This is a genomic window from Pacificibacter maritimus (genome assembly GCF_003814915.1).
GTDB lineage: Bacteria > Pseudomonadota > Alphaproteobacteria > Rhodobacterales > Rhodobacteraceae > Celeribacter > Celeribacter maritimus.
Window position 1 is genome coordinate 302,105 of record NZ_RKQK01000002.1, and the last position, 22,790, is coordinate 324,894.

Here is a 22,790-nt window from a genome sequence, read left to right on the forward strand (position 1 = left end):
GCTTAGCACAGTCTTTATAACAATATAGACGCCCGTATGTTTTCAACCCCAAAGCCTTGTTGTAGGGATATGACGCGCTACTGTTATTTCATCCGCAAGCCTACCTAGGGGACAGCATGACAAAACACATACATATCGTGAAACTATGTGTCGGCATCGAGTCCGTTGAGGATTTGGAACACCGTTTGAGTTTACGGGGCGGCGACACTTTGGGTCACGTGACCCGCATGCGGCCAAAACAAGAAGAGGCGCTGCTCAACGGTGGGTCATTGTATTGGGTGATCAAGGGGGCGGTGCAAGCCCGCCAAGAAATCGCAGCACTAGAAGAAGTGATCGGCGCCGATGGAATAAAACGCTGCCGTATCGTTTTAAAGCGGCCATTGATACGCACACAAAATGCGCCGCGCCGCCCCTTTCAGGGCTGGCGGTATTTAAAACCTGAAGATGCGCCAACAGACATGCCCAAAGGTCGTGAAAACGATGACGAATTGCCCGCAGAACTGGCGCAAAGCCTAGCTGATCTGGGGCTGGTCTAAACCACCCCCAAAGCGATCAGTCATCAAGGTCTAGCTTTGCCATCAAGTTGGACAAGATCATGCGATCTTCTTCCAACCACGGCGCAGTGCGGCTTTTAAACAGCGTCGCTTGAGATTTATGAACGGGTTCACAGGACAAGATTTTCAAGTGGTTCGCGCGCAGCGTTTCGCCCGTTGACGTAATGTCGGCAACAGCTTCTGCGGTGAGGTTGCGCACGGTTCCTTCTGTCGCACCTTGAGAATCGACCAACTGATAATCAGCCACGCCATGCATTTTCAAAAAATCATGCACAAGGTGATGGTATTTGGTGGCGATGCGCAATCTAAACCCGTGACGCGCCCGAAAGGCAGAGGCCGCCGCATCAAGATCATCAAGCGTGTCCACATCGACCCAAGCCTTTGGGACTGCGATAATCAGATCTGCGTGCCCAAATCCCATCAAAGCGATTTCACCCAATTGGCGATCCCACCCAACAAGTTTATCGCGCACCAAATCAGACCCAGTGACCCCAAGATGGATGCGCCCTGCCGCCAATTCTCTTGGGATTTCTGATGCAGACAAAAGCACCAATTCGATGCCCTCAATCCCTTCGACAGCACCTGTATATTCACGCTCTGCGCCCGTTTGTTTCATCGCAACGCCGCGTGCCGCGAACCAGTCAAAGGTTTTATCCATCAACCGACCTTTAGAGGGAATGCCAAGTTTAAGGGTCATTTTGCATTCTCCTGCAGGGACAGCATCATTTCAGGGCGCATCACGCCCCCCACGGCAGGGATCGAACGCCCTTGGCCCAAAACAGATGACAAAGCATCGTAACGCCCCCCTGTCGCAACGGGCGGCAAATCAGGGCGCCCTTCGGCGTAGAATCCAAAAACGAACCCGTCATAGTATTCCATAGATGTGCGTCCATATGAGGTTTCGAATTCTAGGTTTTGCACATCAACACCGCGCGCATCCAAAGCATCAGCGCGTGCCCGCAATTGATTGACCGCAGGCAGAATAGCTTTCATGTCGACCGCAATATCGCGCAAAGCGGACAGCACATTGGGCATGGTCTCTTTGAGCGATAGAATATCATTTAGCAATTCAATTTCGCTCGATGAAATCGGCTCCTCGGCTGCATCCGTAGACAAAGCCAACACGCGCGCATGAATTTCTGCATCAGAGCGCAAGCCAATCGCAGGCGCATCTTGAGCGGTTATATTGGCGCGCACGCGGGCAAAGTTTTCTTCGCGAATTTCAGTGCCCTTATCAGAGTAGCGGGTCATCAAAGCGCGAAATCTGCGGGGCCGCCAAATGTGACGCAGCAAAGCATTGCGACGCATCTCGGTGGTTTTCAAGCCGCGCACAGCCGCCATCAAAACACCAATATCGCCTGTCGCCGCGCGCAAATTCAGCGGGGCAAGTGCGTCAGAGAATAAGGCAAATACTTCGGCATCGGCTGCGGGGGGGTTGCTGCCGTCAAAGATTTCATACCCCACTTGGAAATATTCCAAAGGGCGCTCCTGCATTTCATCTTGTTTGCGAAAAACTTCGCCTGCGTAGGTGTAGCGTGCGGGATCGGCACCGCTTTCCATATGCCACTGCACAACAGGAACAGTGAAATCGGGGCGCAGCATCATTTCACCGCGCATAGGATCATTGGTGACATAAGCGCGGTGGCGAATTTCTTCGCCATACAGATCAAGCAAAACTTCGGCGGGCAGCAGGATATCGGTTTCGACAGTCGCAGCCCCTTGATCGGCAAAGTAAGCTTGCAAACGCGCAGCTTCGGCACGCACGCGGGACTTTTCGACGGGAATAACACGCATCAGGAATACATCTCGATAATTTCACGCACCTTGGCAATAAGATCGCCACGCGGGACTTCATATTGCGAAGGGCGTTCTTTCCATTCTTCAAGCGTGGCGTTTTCTGCCAGTTTCGCGCCTAAGATCAGGTCTTTGATTTGAATAACGCCGCGCTCTTGTTCATCACCACCTTGGATGATCGCCACAGGGCTTGCCCGTTTATCGGCATATTTCAACTGATTGCCAAAGTTCTTTGGGTTGCCCAGATACATCTCAGCGCGAATGCCTGCTTGCCGCAATTCAGTGACCATTTCCATGTAGTCGCCGATCCGCGCTTTATCCATCACAGTGACCACAACAGGGCCTGCGGGTTGATCGCCCATGCGCCCCTTGGCGCGCAAGGCCGCGAGCAAACGATCCACGCCGATAGACACGCCAGTCGCGGGCACTTCTTGGCCTGTGAACCGCTTGACCAGATCGTCATATCGCCCGCCACCAGCGACAGACCCAAATTGGCGCGGGCGCCCTTTTTCGTCTTTAACTTCGAAGGTCAATTCAGCTTCATACACAGGACCAGTGTAGTACCCTAATCCGCGCACAACAGAGGGATCAATCACGATGCGGTCGGGTCCATAGCCGCCCTTAGCCATCAAATCTGCAATGGTTTCCAGTTCACGCACACCTTCTGTGCCGACGTTAGACGTGCCCACAAGCTCCATCAAACGCGCAACAGTTTCAGCGCCTGTATCACGCTTGGCATCCATAAAGCCCATCACGATATCAGCCTGCGCATCCGTCAGCCCTGCCCCATCGGTGAAATCACCACTGTCGTCCAAACGGCCTTTGCCCAGCAGCAAGCGCACGCCAGCATCGCCAAATTTATCAAGCTTATCGATAGCGCGCAAAACGATGCCGCGCTCTGCCTCGAATTTTGTTGGATCGTTCGGATCTAAAACGCCTGCAACTTCCATTACACCGTTTAGCACTTTACGGTTGTTAACGCGGATAATGTAATCCCCGCGTGGGATACCAACGGCTTCCAATGTGTCAGACAGCATCATGCAGATTTCCGCATCGGCGGCCACGCTTGGCGCGCCAACTGTATCTGCATCGCATTGATAGAACTGGCGGAAACGACCTGGCCCAGGCTTTTCATTGCGCCAAACAGGGCCCATCGCGAAACGGCGATACGGGCTAGGCAAATCATTACGGTATTGTGCTGCAACACGCGCCAAAGGGGCAGTCATGTCATAGCGCAGGGCCATCCAGTCGCCTGGTTTTTCGAGATCTGCGTCCTCTTGCCATGCAAACACGCCCTCATTGGGGCGATCAACATCGGGCAGGAATTTCCCCAAGGCCTCGACAGTTTCCACAGCCGATGTTTCCAACGCCTCGAACCCGTAAAGATGATAGACCTCGGCAATCTTATCGAGCATCTCTTTGCGCTCAGTGACTTCAATGCCGAAGTAGTCTTTAAAGCCCTTTGGCGTGATCGCTTTTGGGCGTGGGGTCTTTTTAGGCTTTGCCATGGGGCAGCTCCTGAGGTCTCACGTGGTGGCGTGGTCCGCCGCACTTGTGGTTGCACTTGCGCGCGGCATAGCCCAAGGGGGGGATCAGAGCAAGCTATTGGCGCATTTTCAGGGTGGAAACAGCGCCAATTTCACTTAACTTACACATTGATCGCCCCTCAGCCCCATAAAGGACATCAGATGACCGAAGATGCAAACCAAGCGCCCCACTCTGAAACGCGCCTGATGGACCTCGAAGAACAAGTCGCACATTTGACGAAAACCGTCGAAGAACTGTCAGATATCGTGGCGCGCCAAGAGAAAGTGATCGAAGTCTCCACACGACGCTTGACCATGCTTATGCAACGTGAAGCTGGGCGTGAAGCGGATGCAAGCGGCACGGTTCCTTTGGCGGATCAACGCCCGCCTCATTGGTAGGTTGATTGATTGACGCGCACTGGGGTTAACGCATTTCTTTGGTTGTGAGGCTGCCGTTGTAAAGCAACAATTCAAGCCAGCCTGTGGTGTCCCCGAAGTTGCGATAAACAGACACAAAAGCAAGATCGCGCGCCAAATTATCCACCTTGCTCACAGGGCAAGGTGTTTTGCGCGGCACCCCGCAAGCCGATGATTTGATCTTTTCATACGCATCGTCTGCGCTGGACCAAGACACCTTGGATTGCGACTTTGAATACCGATGGACTTCATGCAAATCTGGCGATCCGAACATGATTAAAGACGCCGTCACCTGACGCGCGCAGCCATCTTTAAAGCCAGTTATAAATTGGGTCCGTGGAGCAATGCTGCTTGGATCCGTATCAAACAATTGCCACCGTGCAGCGCCTTTAGAGGGCGACTGGTCCACCTGTGTGCCCAAGTCTTTTTGACCGACTTCGCAGGCGATCCCAACCTCGCCAAAGGGCAATACCTGCCCGAGAGCAACGGTTGATTTAGATGCCACACGCGCCTCGCCAGATCCCGATTTCAAAAACCCGAACAATGGCTTTTTTGCTTTCGAAGGCGCGGCCGAAACAGGCGCAGTAGGCTGTGCGATATCCGTTTCGCTCTGGGGCGCGACATCAATGTCAGCCGCATCGCTATCCGCTGGATCGGGCGCTTTTAAAGCCGCCCGAGCAGGCGCAGCGTCTGACCCCGCGATGACCTCAATCCCCGTGCCAGCCAAAACGGAAACTTGCGGTGGTTCGGATTTGCGCAACCGCGCAAATAGGCCTGTTTTCTTTGGCTCAATCGGAGCATTCGCAGCACTTGCAGCTTGTTCAAATGCCGCAGAGAGGCTGGCCTCAGGCGTTGGTGTTGCTGCCTGTTCGCTAGGCGCACTGTCATCGTCTTTGACGGAATTCGGGTCAGCTTCGATATTCACAGGGCGCATATCATCAGCTGGGCGACTGTCAATTTCTGGCAAGCCAATTTGGCAGGCAGGCAGCATCAAAAGTGTTGTAAAAAGCAAGGCAGTCCGCATCAAAAGTCCTCAACCATGACAACGCCATCAAGTGATTTAATTGCCCCTTTGATTTCAGGCGTAATATGGAAAGGTTTATTCACTTCTATATCCACTTCACCCGGCAAATCTGGTGCCATGAGGCAAAAACTAATCATGCCTTTGGGGCGTGTTTTTGCCTCTTCGGTGACACGCGTTAGCAGGTCATTCACTGTCGTCACCGCAGTCACTTCGTCGCAAAAAATCTTAAGACCAGCGGCACCCGCATCAGCCACAACCGTTTCCATCACAGCCACAGAGCGAATGGTTGGATCAAACTGACCGTCATTAAACTTGGCTTCCAATGTCGCGACGACTTTGTCAGTTTGCTCGAACACGGCGCGCGCGGCCATCAGATCTTCGACCTTGCGTGCAAACATGGCGATGCCCGATATTTGCCCAGTGCTATCAGAAATATTCATGCGGAAATAGCGGTTGCCCTTGGACGACTTCATCTCGCGAAAGCCTGACACCATGACGCCAACTTGCACAACGGCGGCACCATCGCGTCGCGCTTGGGCTTCGGCCTCGGCAATTGTTTTAACTTTTTTACGCTTGAGTGCCGCGGCGTAGTCATCAAGCGGATGGCCAGACAAAAAGAAACCAATGGCTTTTTGTTCTTCCATCAAACGCTCGGATGACACCCAATCGTTGACAGGTGACAGGCGCGGCTCGGGCAGGTCGTCGCCTGCTTCGCCAAACAAAGACACCTGATTTGACGCCTTTTGTTCATGGATGGCGGCAGAGTATTGCACCAAACTGTCTAGGCTATCGAACACACGACGACGATTGCTGTCGAGCATGTCAAAGGCGCCTGCACGTGCCAACATTTCAAGGGGGCGTTTCCCCACGCGCTTGATGTCAACGCGGCGCGCGAAATCAAACAACGTCACGAAATCTTTGCCGCCCTCGACGCGCGCGTCCACGATCATCTGCATCGCATCCCCGCCGACGTTTTTCAAAGCGCCCAGCGCGTAGACCAGTTTTTGATCGACCACATCAAAAGTCGCCAAAGAGCGGTTGATACAAGGCGGAATGATTTCGATATCCAAGCCGCGTTTTACTTCTTCAGCAAAGATCGACAGCTTATCTGTGAGATGAATATCGCAGTTCATCACGCCAGCCATGAATTCGACGGGATGGTTCGCTTTCAGCCAGCCAGTTTGGTAAGACACCACCGCATAGGCCGCCGCGTGGGATTTGTTGAAACCGTAGTTGGCGAATTTTTCCAAGAGATCGAAAACTTCAGAGGCTTTCTTGGCAGGCACGCCGTTTTTGGCGGCACCCTCTTCGAATTTAGGACGCTCTGCATCCATCGCTTCTTTGATCTTTTTACCCATGGCACGGCGCAAGAGATCAGCACCACCTAGCGAGTAGCCCGCCATGACCTGCGCGATCTGCATCACCTGTTCTTGGTAAACGATAATGCCTTGGGTTTCGGCCAGAATGTGATCAATCGAAGGGTGAACCGATTCCAATTCCTTGGTGCCGTTTTTCACTTCGCAGTAAGTTGGAATGTTTTCCATTGGACCAGGGCGATAGAGCGCCACAAGGGCAACGATGTCTTCGATACAGGTCGGCTTCATTTGGCGCAGCGCCGACATCATGCCAGAGCTTTCCACCTGAAACACGGCAACAGTTTTGGCCGATGCATAGAGTTTATAGGTCGCTTCATCATCCAGCGGGATAAGGTTGATTTGATTTTCGCCACCCTCAGCAGGCTCGTACAACGTGTTGCCTGCGGCATCGACATGCAGCGGCCGCCCGCTTTTGAAAATCAGGTTCATCGCCGATTGAATGACCGTCAGTGTTTTCAAACCCAAAAAGTCGAATTTCACCAAGCCCGCTTGCTCGACCCATTTCATATTAAACTGCGTGGCAGGCATGTCAGAGCGCGGATCTTGGTACAAAGGCACCAACATATCGATGGGCCGATCCCCGATCACAACACCCGCCGCGTGGGTTGATGCGTTGCGCAGCAAGCCTTCGACCTGTTGGCCATAGGTGAGCAAACGGTCGACGACTTCTTCGTTTTTCGCCTCTTCGCGCAAACGCGGCTCATCCTTCAAAGCCTGTTCAATCGACACAGGTTTGACGCCTTCGACAGGGATCAATTTCGATAAACGATCCACCTGCCCGTAAGGCATCTGCAAAACGCGCCCGATGTCGCGCACAGCCGCTTTCGATAGCAAAGCACCGAATGTGATGATCTGCCCAACTTTGTCGCGCCCGTATTTTTCTTGCACATAGCGGATCACCTCTTCGCGGCGATCCATGCAAAAGTCGATATCGAAATCGGGCATGGACACACGTTCGGGGTTCAAGAAGCGCTCGAACAGCAAAGAATATCGCAGAGGGTCAAGGTCGGTCACGGTGAGCGCATAGGCCACCAAAGACCCCGCACCAGAACCACGGCCTGGTCCCACAGGAATGCCCTGATCTTTACCCCATTTGATAAAGTCGGCAACGATCAAGAAATAGCCTGGAAATCCCATCCCTTCGATAATATCGAGTTCAAAATCAAGGCGCGCTTGATATTCTTCCACCGAGACAGCATGGGGGATGACGGCCAAACGCGCTTGCAGCCCCTCATTGGCTTGTCGGCGCAACTCAACGACCTCGTCATCGGCGAATTTCGGCAAAATCGGGTCACGTTTGTAGGTTTTGAACGCACAGCGTTTGGCGATTTCAACTGTGTTCTCAATTGCCTCAGGTAAGTCTGCAAACAAAGCAGTCATTTCTGCGGGAGACTTGAAATAATGCTGTGGCGTCAGACGCCTGCGTGGTTCGGATTGATCCACATAGGCCCCGCTAGAAATACAAATCAGCGCATCATGCGCCTCATACATTTCTGTCTTGGGAAAATAGACATCATTTGTGGCCACAAGCGGAATGTCCATCGCATAAGCGGTTTCAACGAACCACTGTTCTGTGGCCATCTCGCCTTGCGTATATTGACCGTTTTCACTGGGGTGGCGTTGCAATTCCATATACAAACGATCGCCAAAAATGGACAGCAGGCGCGTGATCAAGCTTTGGGCTTTTGGCGTTTGACCAGCTTGTATCAAAAGACCAAGAGGCCCTTCTGCGCCGCCTGTCAAACAAATCAAATCGCCCGAATATTTTTCAAGCTCGTCCAAGCTGACCTGCGGCACTTGTCCACCATTGTCGACATACAAACAGGAATTGAGCTTCATCAGATGCTCATAACCCGTTTCCGTTTTCGCGAGCAAAACAACGGGTGCAGGGGCGCGCATCTGTTCACCCGGAGCAGGAATATCAAAGGTCAAATCGACCTGACAGCCCACGATAGGTTGCACGCCCGCGCCCGAGGCATATTCGGAAAATTCCAAGGCGCAAAACAAGTTGTTGGTGTCGGTCACTGCCACAGCGGGCATATTCATATCCTTCACCATACCACTGAGTTTTTTCAAGCGCAGGGCGCCTTCCAGCAAGGAATACTCGGTGTGGGTGCGAAGGTGGATAAATGTCTGTGTGCTCATGCGCATAAGCTACATGAAGGCTGAGGGCTTGTGAAAGCCAAAAGCGCACCTTGCGCAAGATCAAGCTCGCACGGTGCTTTGCTGGGGCGATTTCCTAGCACTCAGAACTGAAAGCACACATAAAAATGCGCACCTCAAAAGTGCGCATTTACAGTATATCTACAGGTGGATAGCCTGTTTAGCCACGGTCAATGATGCAGACTTTGCCCCCGCCCTTTTTGGGTTTGCAGCTCATTTCATAACCATTGTCTTTGTTGCGATCTCCAAGAATCCACGCCCAAATCACGCCAAGGTAGAACGTAATCTTTTCGATAAAACCTGCATCTTCAGCCAATACTGGCGCGACCTCTTCTGTGACCTTCGGGGCGAAATCTATATCTTTGGTCCCGTCATCAATAATAATTTCAGTCGGCGGAAATACTTCATCCGTGATGATAAATTCACCCAATTCGCCTGTGCCACCTTTTGGAGCCTCAATGCGCGTTGGATCCAGCACGGGCCCATTTTTATTGGACTTGCCGCCAAAATACCCTGAATCAGATGAATAAGCGTCCAAGTTGCTCGACACCGACGAGGAAATCGACGTTGAGATGCTCAATTGCATCGCCACAAGCACGACGACAACAAGCAAAGAACACACGCTTGCAATGATACTGACCTTTGACTGAAACACGAAAATGCTCTCCGAATAAATTATGTGTTTGATCCAAGAATCGCCTTCAAAAGTGGCGAGATCATGACCAGCTTTTGGGTATAATATGAAATTTACCATGTTTTATCAGCGTAATTCGTAAAAATTCACGCATAGAGGATCCCTTGCCGTGCGCAAATTGCAAGGCTACTGTCCGCGAAAGTTGAAGACGCGCAAAGGACATGCGATGAAAATTTGCCGAACGAAATCCGCTTTACGTGAAGTCGTAAAAGAGTTTCGCGCACAGGGTGATACCGTGGGCTTGGTGCCAACAATGGGATATTTGCACCAAGGTCACATGACTTTGGTCAGCACAGCGCAATCTCAAACCGATCGCGTGATTGCGACGATTTTTGTCAACCCTACCCAATTTGGCGATGAGGCAGATCTGGATGCATATCCGCGAGATGAAGCGCGCGATTTTGCTCTGCTTGAAGCCCAAGGTGTCGATGTGGTTTTCGCGCCCTCTGTCGATGAAATGTATCACCCGAACAGACAGACCTCGGTGGAAACCGAACAGCTCGCCAATATGTTGATGGGTGCTCTACGCCCTGATCACTACAAAGGTGTCTGTACGGTGGTCAGTAAACTGTTCAACATCGCGCAGGCTGATAAAGCCTTTTTTGGGGAAAAAGACTATCAACAACTTTTGGTGATAAAAACGATGGTGCGCGACCTTGATATTCCTATCGATATCGTGGGCGTCCCAACGGTGCGCGAAGTCGATGGGTTGGCGATGTCATCGCGTAATGTGCGCCTGAGTCCAGAAGATCGCAAAGCCGCTTTAATCTTGAACAAAGCTCTCGCCTACGGTGACTACGAAGCATCAGACGGGCGCACAGCTGAGGATTTAGAAGCCGAACTACACAGCTTCATTTCGCGTGAACCGCGTGCAAAAATTGAAACCATTGATGTGCGTGATGCCACCAGCCTTGAGGTGCCGCAAGGCCAAATTGATAGGGCTGTGGTGATCTTGCTCGCTGTGCGTTTCGGTGATGTATTATTGATTGATCAACGGGTCTGTGACCCAAGCTAAAGACGGGCACAGGCCCCGAAAGGAGACATGTTATGTCCACCCAAACCGAAGTTATCCGTCGCAATACTGTACCACAAATCGCCAGTCGCAAAGGCGCAGAGCCGATTGTGTCTTTAACCTCTTATCACGCGCACACGGCCGCGATTGTAGATAAGTTTGCCGATTTCATTTTGGTTGGCGACAGCTTGGGGATGGTCATGCACGGAATGGAAAGCACTGTCGGCGTGCCGCTTGATTTGATGATCATGCATGGCAAAGCTGTGGTGCGTGGCACGCAAAAAGCGTTGATCGTCGTTGATATGCCGTTTGGCACCTACGAAGAAAGCCCCAACATGGCCTTTCGCAATGCCGCGAAAATCATGAAGGAAACGCAGTGCCAAGCGGTCAAACTTGAAGGCGGCGCGCGCATGGCTGAAACGATCAAATTTTTGGTCGAACGCGGCATACCTGTGATGGCACATATCGGCCTGACACCACAGTCCAGTCACGTGATGGGCGGCTTCAAAACCCAAGGCCGTGACGAAGACACATGGCCTGCCCATATCGCAGATGCCAAAGCCGTGTCAGAGGCTGGCGCCTTCGCGGTTGTGGTTGAAGGCGTGGTAGAACCGCTTGCCGATCAAATCACCGCTGCGGTTGATATTCCGACCATTGGCATCGGCGCATCCGCAAAGTGCGATGGGCAAATCCTAGTGCTGGAAGACATGCTGGGGCTTAACCCTTGGGTGCCCAAGTTTGTCAAAAAATATGGCAATCTTGGCCTTATGATTGAACAAGCGGTCAGTGACTATGCCTCTGAGGTGAAAAACCGCAGTTTTCCAAGCGCCGAAAATATGTATCAGCCCAAGAAATAACGCCCAACCGCGCGATATAATGACAGTGTGAGGGGTGGGTGCCGGCAAAAATTCCCCCTTGCACGCAGCGCAAGTCTTCTCCAATTGTAACAAGCTTTGCTTCCAAAGCCGTCACAAAAGGAGTGACCATGAAACATATTATTTTGCCAATTCTGGCTCTGTCTTTAGCGGCTTGCGCCCCAATGCCGCGTGCAAATCCCCTGTCGCGTGCTCAAGCTGATGCCCTGACACTCTCAGCGATTGAGGTCACAACGACAGGCGCCGCTTTCGAAAACCAGCGTGCGGCAGATTTCAGCACCCGTTTAGACCCCGATTTAACCGCGACCTTACAACGCGACTTTGCCGACCGTCTAAAGCCAAGCGGCGCAATTTTGACGGTCGATGTGGCGCGCCTCAATGTGGCCGACAGCGGCCGCACGGCTTTTGGTTGGGATCAATCAAAGTTGATCGGACAAGCGCGTTTAACCGATGCAACTGGCGCGGTTCTGGCAACCTACCCTATTCAGGTGAACGCAGGCCAAGCTGCAAAAACCCGCACGGGGGCATTGGTAAGCGCAGCCATAGGCAGTTCTGAAAAGAATTATCTGAAACTCATCAAAACGTTTTCAGAAAATCTCTTGGAGCAAATTGAAGACTGATAAAAAGGCGGGTCCAGTGACCCGCCTTTGTTTGTTTGTGCACAGATGAACGCGAAAGTCAGCAGTGTCACAGCGCAGTGTTCAGCGCTATCTTATCTCGCATAGGAGATGCAACATGACCTTTCGACCTGTAAAATCGATCACCCAAGCAAAACCCACCATGGAAGGCGCAGGTGTGCACCTGTACCGCGCCTTCGGGTTTCATAAGCCACGCGAATTCGATCCCTTTTTGCTGTTTGACGACTTTCGCAACGATGACCCAGAGAAGTTTGAACAGGGGTTTCCATGGCATCCGCATCGCGGCATCGAAACGATCACCTATGTTCTCGACGGTAAAATCGAGCATGGCGACAGCCTTGGCAACCGCGGCATTTTGGGCGCGGGCTCAGTGCAATGGATGACCGCAGGTTCTGGGATTATGCACCAAGAAATGCCGCTCGCGAATGCGACTGGCCAAATGCACGGGTTTCAACTTTGGGCCAACCTGCCCTCTCGTCTAAAAATGACTGCGCCGCGCTATCAAGACATCCAAGGCTCTGATATCCCTGTTATTATTGATGATGACGGCACCGCGGTTAAGATCGTTACGGGGTCATTTTGGGGCAAACGCGGCCCTGTCGATGGCATCGCAGCAGACCCGCTATACCTCGACATTTCCATCCCGCCGAATACACGCAAAACATTGCCCGTAGATACCTACGCCAATACCTTTGCCTATATTTTTGCGGGCCAAGGCAGCTTTCGCGATGCGTCAAACCCCTATGGTGTACGGGTGGAAAAAGAAGTGGCGGGTGAAGAAATCAACATTCGCGACATGACAGGCAACCGCACTTTGGTGAACTTTGACACAGGCAGTGAAATCACAGTGCAATCTGGTCCTGATGGGCTGCGTTTTTTGCTCATATCAGGCCAACCTATTCAAGAACCCGTTGCCTGGCACGGTCCGATTGTGATGAATACGCAAGCCGAGCTGAACCAAGCTATGAAAGACCTGCGAAACGGGACTTTCATCCAAGATCAACGACACTAACACATCAGCCTCATTCAACAGACCGCGCGGCAAGCCACCGAGAACCATTCGCAATTTGCCGCGCGACGCCCCAAAATGACGTCTTGCAAGATTTAGTCACCTTCCCTTTTGAACAATCTACTGGCAAACTGCCTCAAATGCTCTAAATCGGGCATCAAGAGCAACGCAGTTTTCCTGCGATAATGTGTCGAACCCCTAGCAAAAAAGGGGAAATACAGGTCAGTACGTCGTGAAACCAATTGATTGTTATAATCGGGACGCTGTTTCAGCCCCATCGCGCATTTCTTTTAACGGGCTGCGCCAAGCCCTGCGCTGTGCCGTCCTGTGTACGCTTGTAGCTACCTCATTCGCGCCCCGTGTTGTTGCGCAAGACACAACGCCAGAAGCTTCTACCGCCCCAGAAACAAGTGCCAAAGAAATCAGAGGTACGGTCACCAATCTGCCTTTGCCGCGGTTTGTGTCACTCAAAGCTACTGAAGCCAATGCGCGCCGTGGACCTTCCTTAAGTCACCGCATTGATTGGGTGTTCAAATTGCGCGGCTATCCTTTGGAAGTGATCGCAGAATATGGCCATTGGCGGCGCGTTCGTGATTTTGAGGATGCTACAGGTTGGGTTCACTATTCCCTGATCTCAGGCGCACGCACGGCTTTAGTGCAGCACGAAACGGTTGATCTACATGCCCGCGCAGATCTGTCCAGCCGCCTTACAGCCCAAGCAGAAAAAGGCGCAGTCCTACGCCTGCTCGAATGTAATATCGAGTGGTGCAAAGCCTCTGCTGGTGGCCACAAAGGCTGGCTGAAAAAGACTGGGCTTTGGGGTGTGCGTCCAGATGAAATTCTTGAATAAACACGTCTGAAAGGTAGCAGTTTGGAACTTATTAAATCTCCTTTGTCAGCACGCAACATGCCTTCTGGGTATAAATCCGCGGTTATCCACGCCTATGGCAGCTGGTTTGGTGCTTTGACGCAAAACAAGCATGATTTTTTCACCAAACTCGCAACCATGCTAAAAAGCCATGATATCAAACCCCATTTGGTGGAAGGCAACAGTCGCACTTCAAAAGGCCTGCTGGCCGAAGATCATCTACACATCATCGTTGGCGGCCCTGCGATGTATGGTGTGGGTATTTTGCATGCCTTTCCCTCGTACCTTTGGGGGTTTTGGTATTTTGATGAAATCGGAACGGGCTGGAACAGCTCACTGCGCTTTGCACGCTACACAAAAGACGACATTGATCCTGAACATGCCGCGTTCTTTTTCAACGGTGTAACGGGCTATATGCTGCGTGAAAACGTATCGAAGCTGCGCCAAGAACCGCGAATGGATGCGCCTTTACGCCCGTCAACCGCAGTGATTTTTTGCCAACCAAATAAAACCACTCAACCGCGTCACAATTTTTTATCCACCGAGCAAATGATCGAAACAGCTGCTAAGTTCGATAGAGACGCAGTGGTTTATGTAAAGCCCCACCCGCAACAGACAAAGGTGGGCCGACTGCGTACCTTGGAAGTCTGTGAAGACTACCCCAATGTCAAAACTTCAGATGCATCGATCCATGATTTGATCGAATCTGCGCGCGTCGTGATTACGCAGAATTCAACGACGGGTTTCGAAGCATTGATGCAGCGAAAACCTGTGATTACCTGTGCAAAGTCCGATTATTGGCATGCGACATTGACCCCAAAGTCCGTAGCTGATTTAGAAGCCGCGATTGAATTCGGGCCCGAAACCATGCGCGATTTCGATTTCGAAGGGTACTTTCACTGGTTTTTGGAAAAACATTGCCTAGAGCCAACCAAAGACAATTTTTCTGATCGGGCATGGCAGCGCATTCGAGACAAACTGATGCTGCCTTAACGCCAAATATCGCGTAGGATAACGACATGACATCGCATGCGCGCTTAAATATTTCTGCGGGGCTGGCCTCGGTTTCTGTTGCATTGATTTTGGTCGGAGCAAAGCTGTGGGCCTTTGAGCAAACCAGCGCACTTTCCATTGCAACATCTTTGGTCGATAGCGCCCTTGATCTCGCGATGGCTTTGGGCGGGCTTTGGGCCATTTATTACGCAGCGCGCCCTCCCGATGATGATCATACTTTTGGGCATACCTCCGCCGAAGATTTGGTGGCGCTGTCCCAATCTGTGCTGATCTTACTGTCGAGCGCATTTATTACCACCACTGCGCTGCGCAGACTTTTTGTAAGTCCCGCCCCACGAATTCAGTCAGAATCAATCGGCCTAGGAGTTATGGTCTTTTCGATCGTGCTAACGCTGGGCTTGGTTTTGTGGCAAGGCAAAGTGGCGCGGCGCACAGGCTCCAAGGTCGTAGCCGCAGACAGTCTTCACTACATAGGCGACTTGATTCCCAACATCGGTGCGATTCTAGCGCTACTGGCCGCAAGGTTTTGGGATTGGCATAGTGTCGATAGTATCGTCGCGCTGGGGGCTGCGGCCTATTTGGCTTATGGCGCGCATAAAATTGGCAGATCAGCATGGGACGCTTTGATGGATCGCAGCGCCCCGCAAGATATGATTTCAGGCATAGAAGCATTGGCCATGGTTGAACCTGGCATTGACGGGTTTCATGATCTCAAAACGCGCACCGCTGGATCAATGGTTTTCGTCCATCTACACATTGAATTAGATGGCGACTTGCCGCTGAGGCAGGCCCATGACATCGGTAAATCACTGAAAGCCAAAATTTTACAGGCTTATCCGAATACCGATGTCATCATACACAAAGATGTTTCGCAGTAGGCTTACGCCAATCCGCGCCCTTTCAGCATCGCCTCAGGGCCAGGCATCCGCCCACGAAAGGCGGTGTAAAGCGCTTCGGCATCAGCAGATCCACCTGTCGACAGAATATGCGTTTCCAGACGTTTGGCTGTCTCGGCGTCAAAGGCACCAGCCTCTTTGAAGGCGTCGAAAGCATCGGCATCCATCACTTCGGACCACATGTAGGAATAGTACCCACATGAGTATCCATCGCCCGCAAAGACATGTTGGAAATGCGGCGCTTCGTGGAACATCGTTGTCGCATGCGGCATGCCCAATTGATCCAAAGTTTGCGCTTGTGATTGCATCGGATCGCTGGGCGCATCGCCGTCATGAAAATTCAGATCAGTCAAAGCAGAAGCCACATATCCAACCGTTGTATAGCCCTGATCATAGGTTTGAGCGTTCAGCAAACGTTGCAACATATCGGCAGGCATTGGCGCGCCTGTGTCTGCATGTGTCGCGAATTCTTCAAGCACTTCGGGGACTTCCAGCCAGTGCTCATAGAGTTGACTTGGCAATTCCACAAAGTCACGTGCAACGGATGTGCCAGAGATGCTTTCAAAGGTCACATTGGACAGCATTTGGTGCAAAGCATGCCCAAATTCGTGGAACAATGTGCGCGCATCATCATAGGATAAAAGATTGGGTTTATCCCCTGAAGCTTTGGCGAAGTTACAAACATTCAACACGATGGGTTTGGTATCACCCCCAAGTTTCTTTTGCGACCGCATCGCGGTACACCATGCGCCAGAGCGTTTCGATGAGCGCGCAAAATAATCTCCGATGAAGACTGCCAAATGTTCCCCATCGCGCGTGACATTCCAGCCGCGCACATCCTCATGATACAGGGTTTCTTTAAGGGGCTCGAACTGCAAATTGAACAGACGTGTCGCGCAGGAAAACGCAGCCTCGATCATACGATCCAACTGCAGATAAGGTTTCAATTCGGCTTCGTCCAAGTCATGTTCGATCTTGCGGCGTTTTTCAGAATAATACCGCCAGTCCCAAGGTTCCAATGGTGCGGCAAAGCCATCTGCTACCAGCATCTTTTCCAAAATATCTGCGTCGCGCTCTGCAGCCTGCTTGGCGGGGCTCCAGACTTCCATCAACAAATCGCGCACCGCATCGGGTGTTTTCGCCATTTGAGTTTCAAGTTTGTACGTGGCAAAACTTTCATAGCCCAAAAGCTTCGCGCGCTCTTCGCGCAGCTTCAAAATCTCGGCAGCATTGGCGCGGTTGTCGGTTTTGCCCCCGCGTGATCCACGCGACTTCCAAGCCTTAAACACCGCTTCGCGCAAATCACGGCGCGGTGAAAATTGCAAGAAAGGCACAAACAACGACCGCGACGTGGTCAGGCATGGGCCATTCAGTTTTTTCGATGCCCCCGCCGAACGCATCGCGTCACAGACAAAATCAGGCAAGCCTTCAAGATCGTCCTCGGTCAGTTCCAAAAACCAGTCAGATTCATCGCTTAACAAGTTCTGTGAAAACTCTGTGCCCAAACTAGACAGCCGCGATTTGACTTTGGCCATCCGAGCTTTGTCATCATCGGACAAAAGCGCACCAGAGCGCACAAAGCTGCGGCGCGTGAGCATCAAAACCCGCATTTGTTCATCGGTTAAACCAAGCTCATCGCGCTTATTCCAAAGCGTTTCAATACGCGCAAACAATGCGGCATTCGCTGTGATTTCGGATGAGTAATCCGACAGAATCGGACCAAAATCGCGTTGCAAAGCTTCGCGCGCATCGTTGCTATCAGCCCCCGCTATCCCATAGAAGACGCCCAGCACCTTGGACAACAAATCTTCTGCTGTTTCCATGGCTTCAATGGTGTTTTCAAAGGTCGGGGGCTCAGGGTTTTCTGCAATTGCAGTGATTGCAGCCCTGCCTTGGTCTATGCCAGCATCAAACGCAGGTCGAAAGTGATCATCGGTGATGTCATCAAAAGGTGGCAGGTCGAACGCGGTGGTCCAAGGGCGCAAAAACGGGTTGGTCATAGGGATCTCCTTTGAGATCAAGCTATGCATGCGCAAGGGAAAGTAAAAGAGTTCAAGTCCCGCAAATCGGGCAATCGGCATTCTTTTTAATGTTGATCATTCTGGTTTCGGCGTAAAGCGCATCATAGATCATCATGCGCCCCCCCAAGCCTTGCCCCGCGCCTGTAATGTGCTTGATCGCCTCCATCGCCAACAGAGTTCCCAAAATGCCTGGCAAGGGGGCCGCAACACCCGCTTCGGCGCAGGTTGTCGTCAGATCCGCTTTGGGTTTATGTGGGAAAACACAGTGGTAACAGGGCGTGTTTTGTGCGGGGTGATACAAGCTGACTTGACCTTCCCACTGAGTTATCGCAGCCGAGAGCAACGGAATGCCAGCCGCGACACAGGTCGCATTGACCAAGGTCCTCGTCTCAAAATTATCTGACCCATCTATGACCAGATCATAGTCGTTTATCAGTGATGTGCTGCCTTCATCAAAGCGGCGATTATATGGTCTTACCTCGACAAACGGGTTTTGCGTCTGCATCGCTTTTTGGGCAGAAAATACCTTGGGCATATCTTGGGACTGATCGGTATGAATCACTTGGCGTTGCAGATTTGAAGCATCCACAACATCGTCATCAATCACACCGATTGTTCCGACCCCAGAAGCTGCAAGATATTGCAGCACAGGCGCCCCGAGCCCGCCCGCGCCGATCACCAAAACACGCGCATCCTTGAGCTTGCGCTGACCCTGCCCCCCAATTTCGCGCAAAATGATATGACGGCTGTATCGTTCCAATTCTGCATCACGAAAAGCGGGACTGGATTGCAGGTTTTGATTTTCATCCTTGGTGGCGCGCTTTTTCAATGCTTTCAGCGCAAACCGATAGGCAAAGATCAATACAACAACACCGCCAAAAACGGCCCACTCTTTGAAGCCACCACCAAGGGTCTGGCGCAAAGGCGCCTCAGCAGGCAGTATCGAAACCGCAAGCAAAACGGCTAGATACAAGACTCCGATCATCGTCAAGCGCAAGGGAAAGGGCGTTTTGAGAGCCCAGCCAATGCCCCATAAAACGCCTGCGATGACCAGAAACATCACCATGATCTAAGCTGTTCCCGTCGATCCGAAACCACCTGTGCCTCTTTCGGTTTCGTCAAGATCGGACGCGAGGCTGTAAAGCCCTTGCACCACAGGTGCGACCACGAATTGACCAATCCGTTCACCATGCGCGATGTGAAAATCGTCAGTCCCGTGGTTGATTACCAAAATCCCAACAGGGCCACGGTAATCTGCATCAATGGTCCCAGGAGTATTGACCAAAGACAGCCCATGCTTCAGGGCCAAGCCTGACCTTGGACGCACTTGCACTTCAAAGCCTGCGGGTATTTCCATTGCAAAGCCAGTGGGAACCAAAGCGCGCGCGCCCGCCTTAAGTGTCAGGCCTGTGTCACGCAGATCCGCGCTAAAGTTGGCACGCACGTCAGCCCCTGCGGCTTGAGCAGTTTCGTGTTTCGGCAGCGCGATGTTTGTATCCGCACCTTCGAGCCATTTGATTTTAATCTGGGTATTCATGAGGTCACAGCCTTTGCAATGCGTTGCGCCAATTTTGTGGCGACTTGAGTTTTATCCATGCGAGGCCAGACATCAGCGTTATCTTTGGAAATCAAAGTCACCGCATTTTCAGATCCGCCCATGATCCCCGTTTCGGGGCGTACATCGTTGGCCACGATCCAATCGCAGCCTTTGCGGTCTCGCTTGGATGTAGCGTTTTCGATGACATCGTCGGTCTCTGCGGCAAAACCAATCACCAACTGCGGGCGGTTCTTTTTCAATTGCGATACAGCCGCCAAGATGTCTGGATTTTCCGTGAACTTTAAATCTGGCATGGCGCCGTTTTTCTTTTTTATCTTCGATGTCGTCGGCGTTGCCATTCGCCAGTCTGCAACGGCGGCTGCGAACACCGCCACGTCAACGGGCAGCGCGGCATCAACAGCCTCTTTCATATCGCGCGCAGTTTGCACCTGCACCACATGCACGCCTGTCGGCGGGGGCACTTCTGCGGGGCCTGTGATAAAAATCACATCTGCGCCAAGGTCGCGTAGTGCAGATGCAATCGCCGCACCCTGCGCGCCACTCGAGCGATTGGCGATATAACGCACTGGATCAATCGGCTCGTGGGTTGGGCCAGAGGTCACCAAAACCTGTTTCCCCACCAAAGGTCCATCGGTAAGTGCGCTGCGAATTGCGCCGATAATATCTGGGGTTTCAGACAGACGACCCAAACCAAATTCACCACAGGCCATTACGCCCTCTTCAGGGCCAATGAACATGACCCCATCCGATTTCAAAATCTCGACGTTTCGCTGGACGGCGGGGTGGTGCCACATGCGTACATTCATCGAGGGCGCGACCAAAACGCGCTTGTCCGTGGCTAAAAGCAGGGTTGATGCAAGATCATTTGCAAGCCCATTTGCCATTTTCGCCAGTAAATCCGCAGTCGCGGGAGACACAACAACCAAGTCAGCAGCGCGGGACAATTCGATATGCCCCATCTCGGCCTCGCTGGTGAGATCAAATAGATCGCGGTGCACTTTTTCTGCTGCTAAAGCTGAGACCGAAAGCGGTGTCACGAACTCTTCTGCAGCCTTGGTTAAAACGGGAACCACCCGCGCACCTTCGTCGCGCAAACGGCGCATGAGATCGAGCGATTTAAACGCAGCAATCCCACCACCGACAATCAACAAAATAGTTTTACCGTTCAACATGTGCCTATCCCTTTGGGTGTTGCCAAAGGTGTAAGCCCGCTCCGTGGCAAACTCAAGTCGCCACAGAGCATGACACTTTAGTGAAGCAGCGCTTTTAATGCTTCTCCGTGACTTTCAAGCGATTGACGCATTTTGACAAAAGCTGCGACTTCGACTTGACGCACGCGTTCTTTTGACAGCTTCAATTCTTCACCCAAGCTTTCCAAAGTACGTGGATCATCGGCCAGCTTTCTGGCTTTTAAAATAAAGCGTTCGCGGTCGGTCAACTTGTTCATGGCGTCATCCACCCAAGCTTTTAACTGTGCTTGATCGTGGTTTTCTTCGACGATTTCTGTCGTTGTTGCGCCATCATCAGCAAGGGTATCGATCCACTCTCGACCTTCATCTTCGCTCGATTGTGTGGCATTCAACGAAAAGTCTGACCCAGACAGACGACCGTTCATGGTTTCCACATCGCGCAACGGAACCGACAATTCTGTCGCGATCTTTTGCATCAAATCGCCTTGCTCAAGCGGCGTACCTGTTGCTTGGGCCTCGCGCTCAAAACGTGCTTGGACGCGACGCATGTTAAAAAACAATGACTTTTGAGATGACGTAGACCCTGTGCGGACCAACGACCAATTGCGCATCACGTGATCTTGCACTGAGGCTTTGATCCACCAAACGGCATAGGTTGAAAAGCGTACACCGCGATCAGGGTCGAATTTTTCCGCTGCCTTCATCAAGCCCAATGACGCTTCCTGAACCAAATCGTTCATGGGGGCGCCGTAGCGTTTGAACTTTGCCGCTTGGGAAATAGCCAGCCGCATGTATGCTGAAATCAAGCGGTGCAAAGCTGCCTCATCCTTGTTGTCACGCCAAGCGACCGCAAGAGCGTATTCTGTGTCCGCGTCCAGCATTTCTGCTTTCATCGAACGGCGCGTGAATTTGCTATCGGCTTGTGCTGCATCAAGTGGCATATCATTCATCCCTCTATCGAGCGCGCTTGCCAGACTGGTCAGAAGCGCTATTACAAGGGTTACGCAGGCAAATCGGTTTTGGATGACTTAAAGTGATTTTTTTATGACATCAAAGATAACTTTGGTTTTGGGGGGCGCATCAAGCGGCAAGTCCAACATTGCAGAACAACTATGTTTTTTCAGTGACTTACCTAGATCATACATTGCAACTGCGCAATCTTTTGACGCCGAAATGGCTACCAAAATAGCCCAGCACAAAAGTGATCGCGGCGACGAATGGACGACATTCGAAGAACCATTCGCTGTCGATGAGGTATTGAAAACCATTCCAAGCGGGCAGATCGTTTTACTTGATTGTGCGACGCTTTGGTTGACCAACCATCTGCTTGCTGAGGCGAATATCAATCTTGAGACAGAAAAGCTTTTGCAAGCGCTGTCTAACTGCAAAAGCCAAGTCATTCTTGTTTCCAACGAAGTCGGCATGGGCATCGTGCCCGAAAACGCGCTGGCACGAAAGTTTCGCATCGCGCAAGGTCAACTGAACCGAAAACTCGCCAAACAAGCTGACACGGTTATTGGCGTGATGGCTGGTTTGCCTTTTGCATTGAAAGGCAGCCTGCCTGCCGCACTGACTGAAACGAGCACATCGTGAGCCGCTTGTGGTTAATTCGCCATGGCCCAACGCATGCAAAGGGGTTTGTCGGCTGGACAGACCTGCCTGCGGATCTGTCAGACACCGCTCGGCTGGCGCGCATGGATCAGTATTTGCCTGATGTACCCGTGGTTTCATCCACCTTGCAGCGGGCCGTCAAAACGGCGGATGCGATCCAAGGCAGGCGCACTCGGCTGCCGCATGACCCAGACTTACGCGAAACTCATTTTGGCGAATGGGAAACGCTTACTTGGGCAGAAATCGAAACGCGTGACCCACATTTGACCAGACGCGTATTCGAAACGCCTGGTGACACAGCTCCGCCTGGTGGGGAGAGTTGGCATCAATTCTCAGCGCGCGTGCATTCTGGTATAGATGCGATTGAGGGCGATGCGATCGTTGTTGCACATATGGGGGTGATTTTGGCCCTTTTACAGCGCGCCCTCGGATGCTCTGCATATGATGCCTTTAGTCATAAAATCGACAACCTGTCGATCACGGCGATCACCCGCGATACAGTCGAAAACCCGCGTTGGTCTGTTCAATCGATCAATCAAATATTGTGAAC

At 52.0% G+C, this 22,790-nt stretch carries 22 protein-coding genes; 11 read left to right on the forward strand and 11 right to left on the reverse strand.

Going from position 1 to position 22,790, the window contains the following annotated elements; genetic code table 11:
* Positions 1–116: 116 nt before the first annotated feature.
* The gene (locus tag EDD53_RS08015) at positions 117–536 is read left to right on the forward strand and encodes a DUF1489 family protein (RefSeq protein WP_123792713.1); all 420 of its coding nucleotides are present in this window, start codon (positions 117–119) and stop codon (positions 534–536) included.
* Positions 537–552: 16 nt separating this feature from the next.
* Here EDD53_RS08015 and hisG read toward each other — a convergent pair whose 3' ends face one another.
* From hisG to hisS, 3 genes are read right to left on the reverse strand one after another with little or no spacing between them, the layout of a single operon-like run.
* The gene (gene hisG / locus EDD53_RS08020) at positions 553–1,251 is read right to left on the reverse strand and encodes an ATP phosphoribosyltransferase (protein ID WP_123792714.1); all 699 of its coding nucleotides are present in this window, start codon (positions 1,249–1,251) and stop codon (positions 553–555) included.
* Positions 1,248–2,348 (reverse strand): ATP phosphoribosyltransferase regulatory subunit, encoded by a 1,101-nt coding sequence (locus tag EDD53_RS08025; protein WP_123792715.1) that lies wholly within the window; start codon positions 2,346–2,348, stop codon positions 1,248–1,250. The genes hisG and EDD53_RS08025 overlap by 4 nt, the downstream gene beginning before the upstream one ends.
* Positions 2,348–3,856 carry a histidine--tRNA ligase gene (gene hisS, locus EDD53_RS08030; protein ID WP_123792716.1) on the reverse strand — a complete coding sequence of 503 codons (1,509 nt, stop codon included), beginning with the start codon at positions 3,854–3,856 and terminating at the stop codon, positions 2,348–2,350. Before hisS ends, EDD53_RS08025 begins: the two co-directional genes overlap by 1 nt.
* Positions 3,857–4,036: 180 nt before the next feature.
* Here hisS and EDD53_RS08035 point away from each other — a divergent pair, with 180 nt between their 5' ends.
* Positions 4,037–4,273 carry a SlyX family protein gene (locus EDD53_RS08035; protein ID WP_211331601.1) on the forward strand — a complete coding sequence of 79 codons (237 nt, stop codon included), beginning with the start codon at positions 4,037–4,039 and terminating at the stop codon, positions 4,271–4,273.
* 25 nt (positions 4,274–4,298) lie between these two features.
* Here EDD53_RS08035 and EDD53_RS08040 read toward each other — a convergent pair whose 3' ends face one another.
* From EDD53_RS08040 to EDD53_RS08050, 3 genes are all read right to left on the reverse strand, one after another.
* Entirely contained in the window at positions 4,299–5,315 is a 1,017-nt protein-coding gene (locus EDD53_RS08040; RefSeq protein WP_123792717.1) for a hypothetical protein, read from the reverse strand.
* Entirely contained in the window at positions 5,315–8,836 is a 3,522-nt protein-coding gene (gene dnaE, locus EDD53_RS08045) for a DNA polymerase III subunit alpha (RefSeq protein WP_123792718.1), read from the reverse strand. The genes EDD53_RS08040 and dnaE overlap by 1 nt, the downstream gene beginning before the upstream one ends.
* 178 nt (positions 8,837–9,014) lie before the next feature.
* Complete coding sequence (locus EDD53_RS08050) at positions 9,015–9,608, reverse strand: hypothetical protein (protein WP_148087101.1); 594 nt, start codon at positions 9,606–9,608, stop codon at positions 9,015–9,017.
* A 106-nt stretch (positions 9,609–9,714) separates the two neighbouring features.
* Here EDD53_RS08050 and panC point away from each other — a divergent pair, with 106 nt between their 5' ends.
* The 7 genes from panC to EDD53_RS08085 all read left to right on the forward strand — a co-directional run bounded on the left by panC (position 9,715) and on the right by EDD53_RS08085 (position 15,842).
* A complete protein-coding gene (gene panC / locus EDD53_RS08055) occupies positions 9,715–10,563 on the forward strand; it encodes a pantoate--beta-alanine ligase (RefSeq protein WP_123792720.1) in 849 nt (282 codons plus the stop codon).
* A 32-nt stretch (positions 10,564–10,595) separates the two neighbouring features.
* The gene (gene panB, locus EDD53_RS08060; protein ID WP_123792721.1) at positions 10,596–11,417 is read left to right on the forward strand and encodes a 3-methyl-2-oxobutanoate hydroxymethyltransferase; all 822 of its coding nucleotides are present in this window, start codon (positions 10,596–10,598) and stop codon (positions 11,415–11,417) included.
* Between the two features lie 128 nt (positions 11,418–11,545).
* The gene (locus EDD53_RS08065) at positions 11,546–12,055 is read left to right on the forward strand and encodes a hypothetical protein (protein ID WP_123792722.1); all 510 of its coding nucleotides are present in this window, start codon (positions 11,546–11,548) and stop codon (positions 12,053–12,055) included.
* A 115-nt stretch (positions 12,056–12,170) separates the two neighbouring features.
* Positions 12,171–13,085: a pirin family protein gene (locus tag EDD53_RS08070; protein WP_123792723.1), complete on the forward strand. Its 915-nt coding sequence runs from the start codon at positions 12,171–12,173 to the stop codon at positions 13,083–13,085.
* A 238-nt stretch (positions 13,086–13,323) separates the two neighbouring features.
* A complete protein-coding gene (locus tag EDD53_RS08075; RefSeq protein ID WP_425464058.1) occupies positions 13,324–13,932 on the forward strand; it encodes an SH3 domain-containing protein in 609 nt (202 codons plus the stop codon).
* Positions 13,933–13,953: 21 nt separating this feature from the next.
* Positions 13,954–14,943, forward strand: coding sequence for a capsular polysaccharide export protein, LipB/KpsS family (locus EDD53_RS08080; protein ID WP_123792724.1), 990 nt, complete (start codon positions 13,954–13,956; stop codon positions 14,941–14,943).
* 26 nt (positions 14,944–14,969) lie between these two features.
* Positions 14,970–15,842 carry a cation diffusion facilitator family transporter gene (locus EDD53_RS08085; RefSeq protein ID WP_123792725.1) on the forward strand — a complete coding sequence of 291 codons (873 nt, stop codon included), beginning with the start codon at positions 14,970–14,972 and terminating at the stop codon, positions 15,840–15,842.
* Between the two features lie 2 nt (positions 15,843–15,844).
* On the opposite strand, the gene EDD53_RS08090 is transcribed toward EDD53_RS08085, so the two are convergent.
* The 5 genes from EDD53_RS08090 to EDD53_RS08110 form a co-directional block, all read right to left on the reverse strand.
* Positions 15,845–17,860, reverse strand: coding sequence for a M3 family metallopeptidase (locus EDD53_RS08090; protein ID WP_123792726.1), 2,016 nt, complete (start codon positions 17,858–17,860; stop codon positions 15,845–15,847).
* A gap of 52 nt (positions 17,861–17,912) precedes the next feature.
* A complete protein-coding gene (locus tag EDD53_RS08095) occupies positions 17,913–18,947 on the reverse strand; it encodes a HesA/MoeB/ThiF family protein (RefSeq protein ID WP_123792727.1) in 1,035 nt (344 codons plus the stop codon).
* Between the two features lie 3 nt (positions 18,948–18,950).
* Entirely contained in the window at positions 18,951–19,418 is a 468-nt protein-coding gene (gene dut / locus EDD53_RS08100; protein WP_123792728.1) for a dUTP diphosphatase, read from the reverse strand.
* On the reverse strand, positions 19,415–20,611 hold the full coding sequence (gene coaBC / locus EDD53_RS08105; RefSeq protein WP_123792729.1) for a bifunctional phosphopantothenoylcysteine decarboxylase/phosphopantothenate--cysteine ligase CoaBC: 1,197 nt from the start codon (positions 20,609–20,611) through the stop codon (positions 19,415–19,417). The genes dut and coaBC overlap by 4 nt, the downstream gene beginning before the upstream one ends.
* A gap of 77 nt (positions 20,612–20,688) precedes the next feature.
* Entirely contained in the window at positions 20,689–21,570 is an 882-nt protein-coding gene (locus tag EDD53_RS08110; protein WP_123792730.1) for an RNA polymerase factor sigma-32, read from the reverse strand.
* A 103-nt stretch (positions 21,571–21,673) separates the two neighbouring features.
* Between EDD53_RS08110 and cobU the strand changes: the two genes are divergently transcribed.
* Together cobU and EDD53_RS08120 are read left to right on the forward strand one after the other, a co-directional pair.
* Positions 21,674–22,222, forward strand: coding sequence for a bifunctional adenosylcobinamide kinase/adenosylcobinamide-phosphate guanylyltransferase (cobU, locus tag EDD53_RS08115; RefSeq protein WP_123792731.1), 549 nt, complete (start codon positions 21,674–21,676; stop codon positions 22,220–22,222).
* Positions 22,219–22,788, forward strand: coding sequence for a histidine phosphatase family protein (locus EDD53_RS08120; RefSeq protein WP_123792732.1), 570 nt, complete (start codon positions 22,219–22,221; stop codon positions 22,786–22,788). Before cobU ends, EDD53_RS08120 begins: the two co-directional genes overlap by 4 nt.
* The last annotated feature ends 2 nt before the right edge of the window (positions 22,789–22,790 follow it).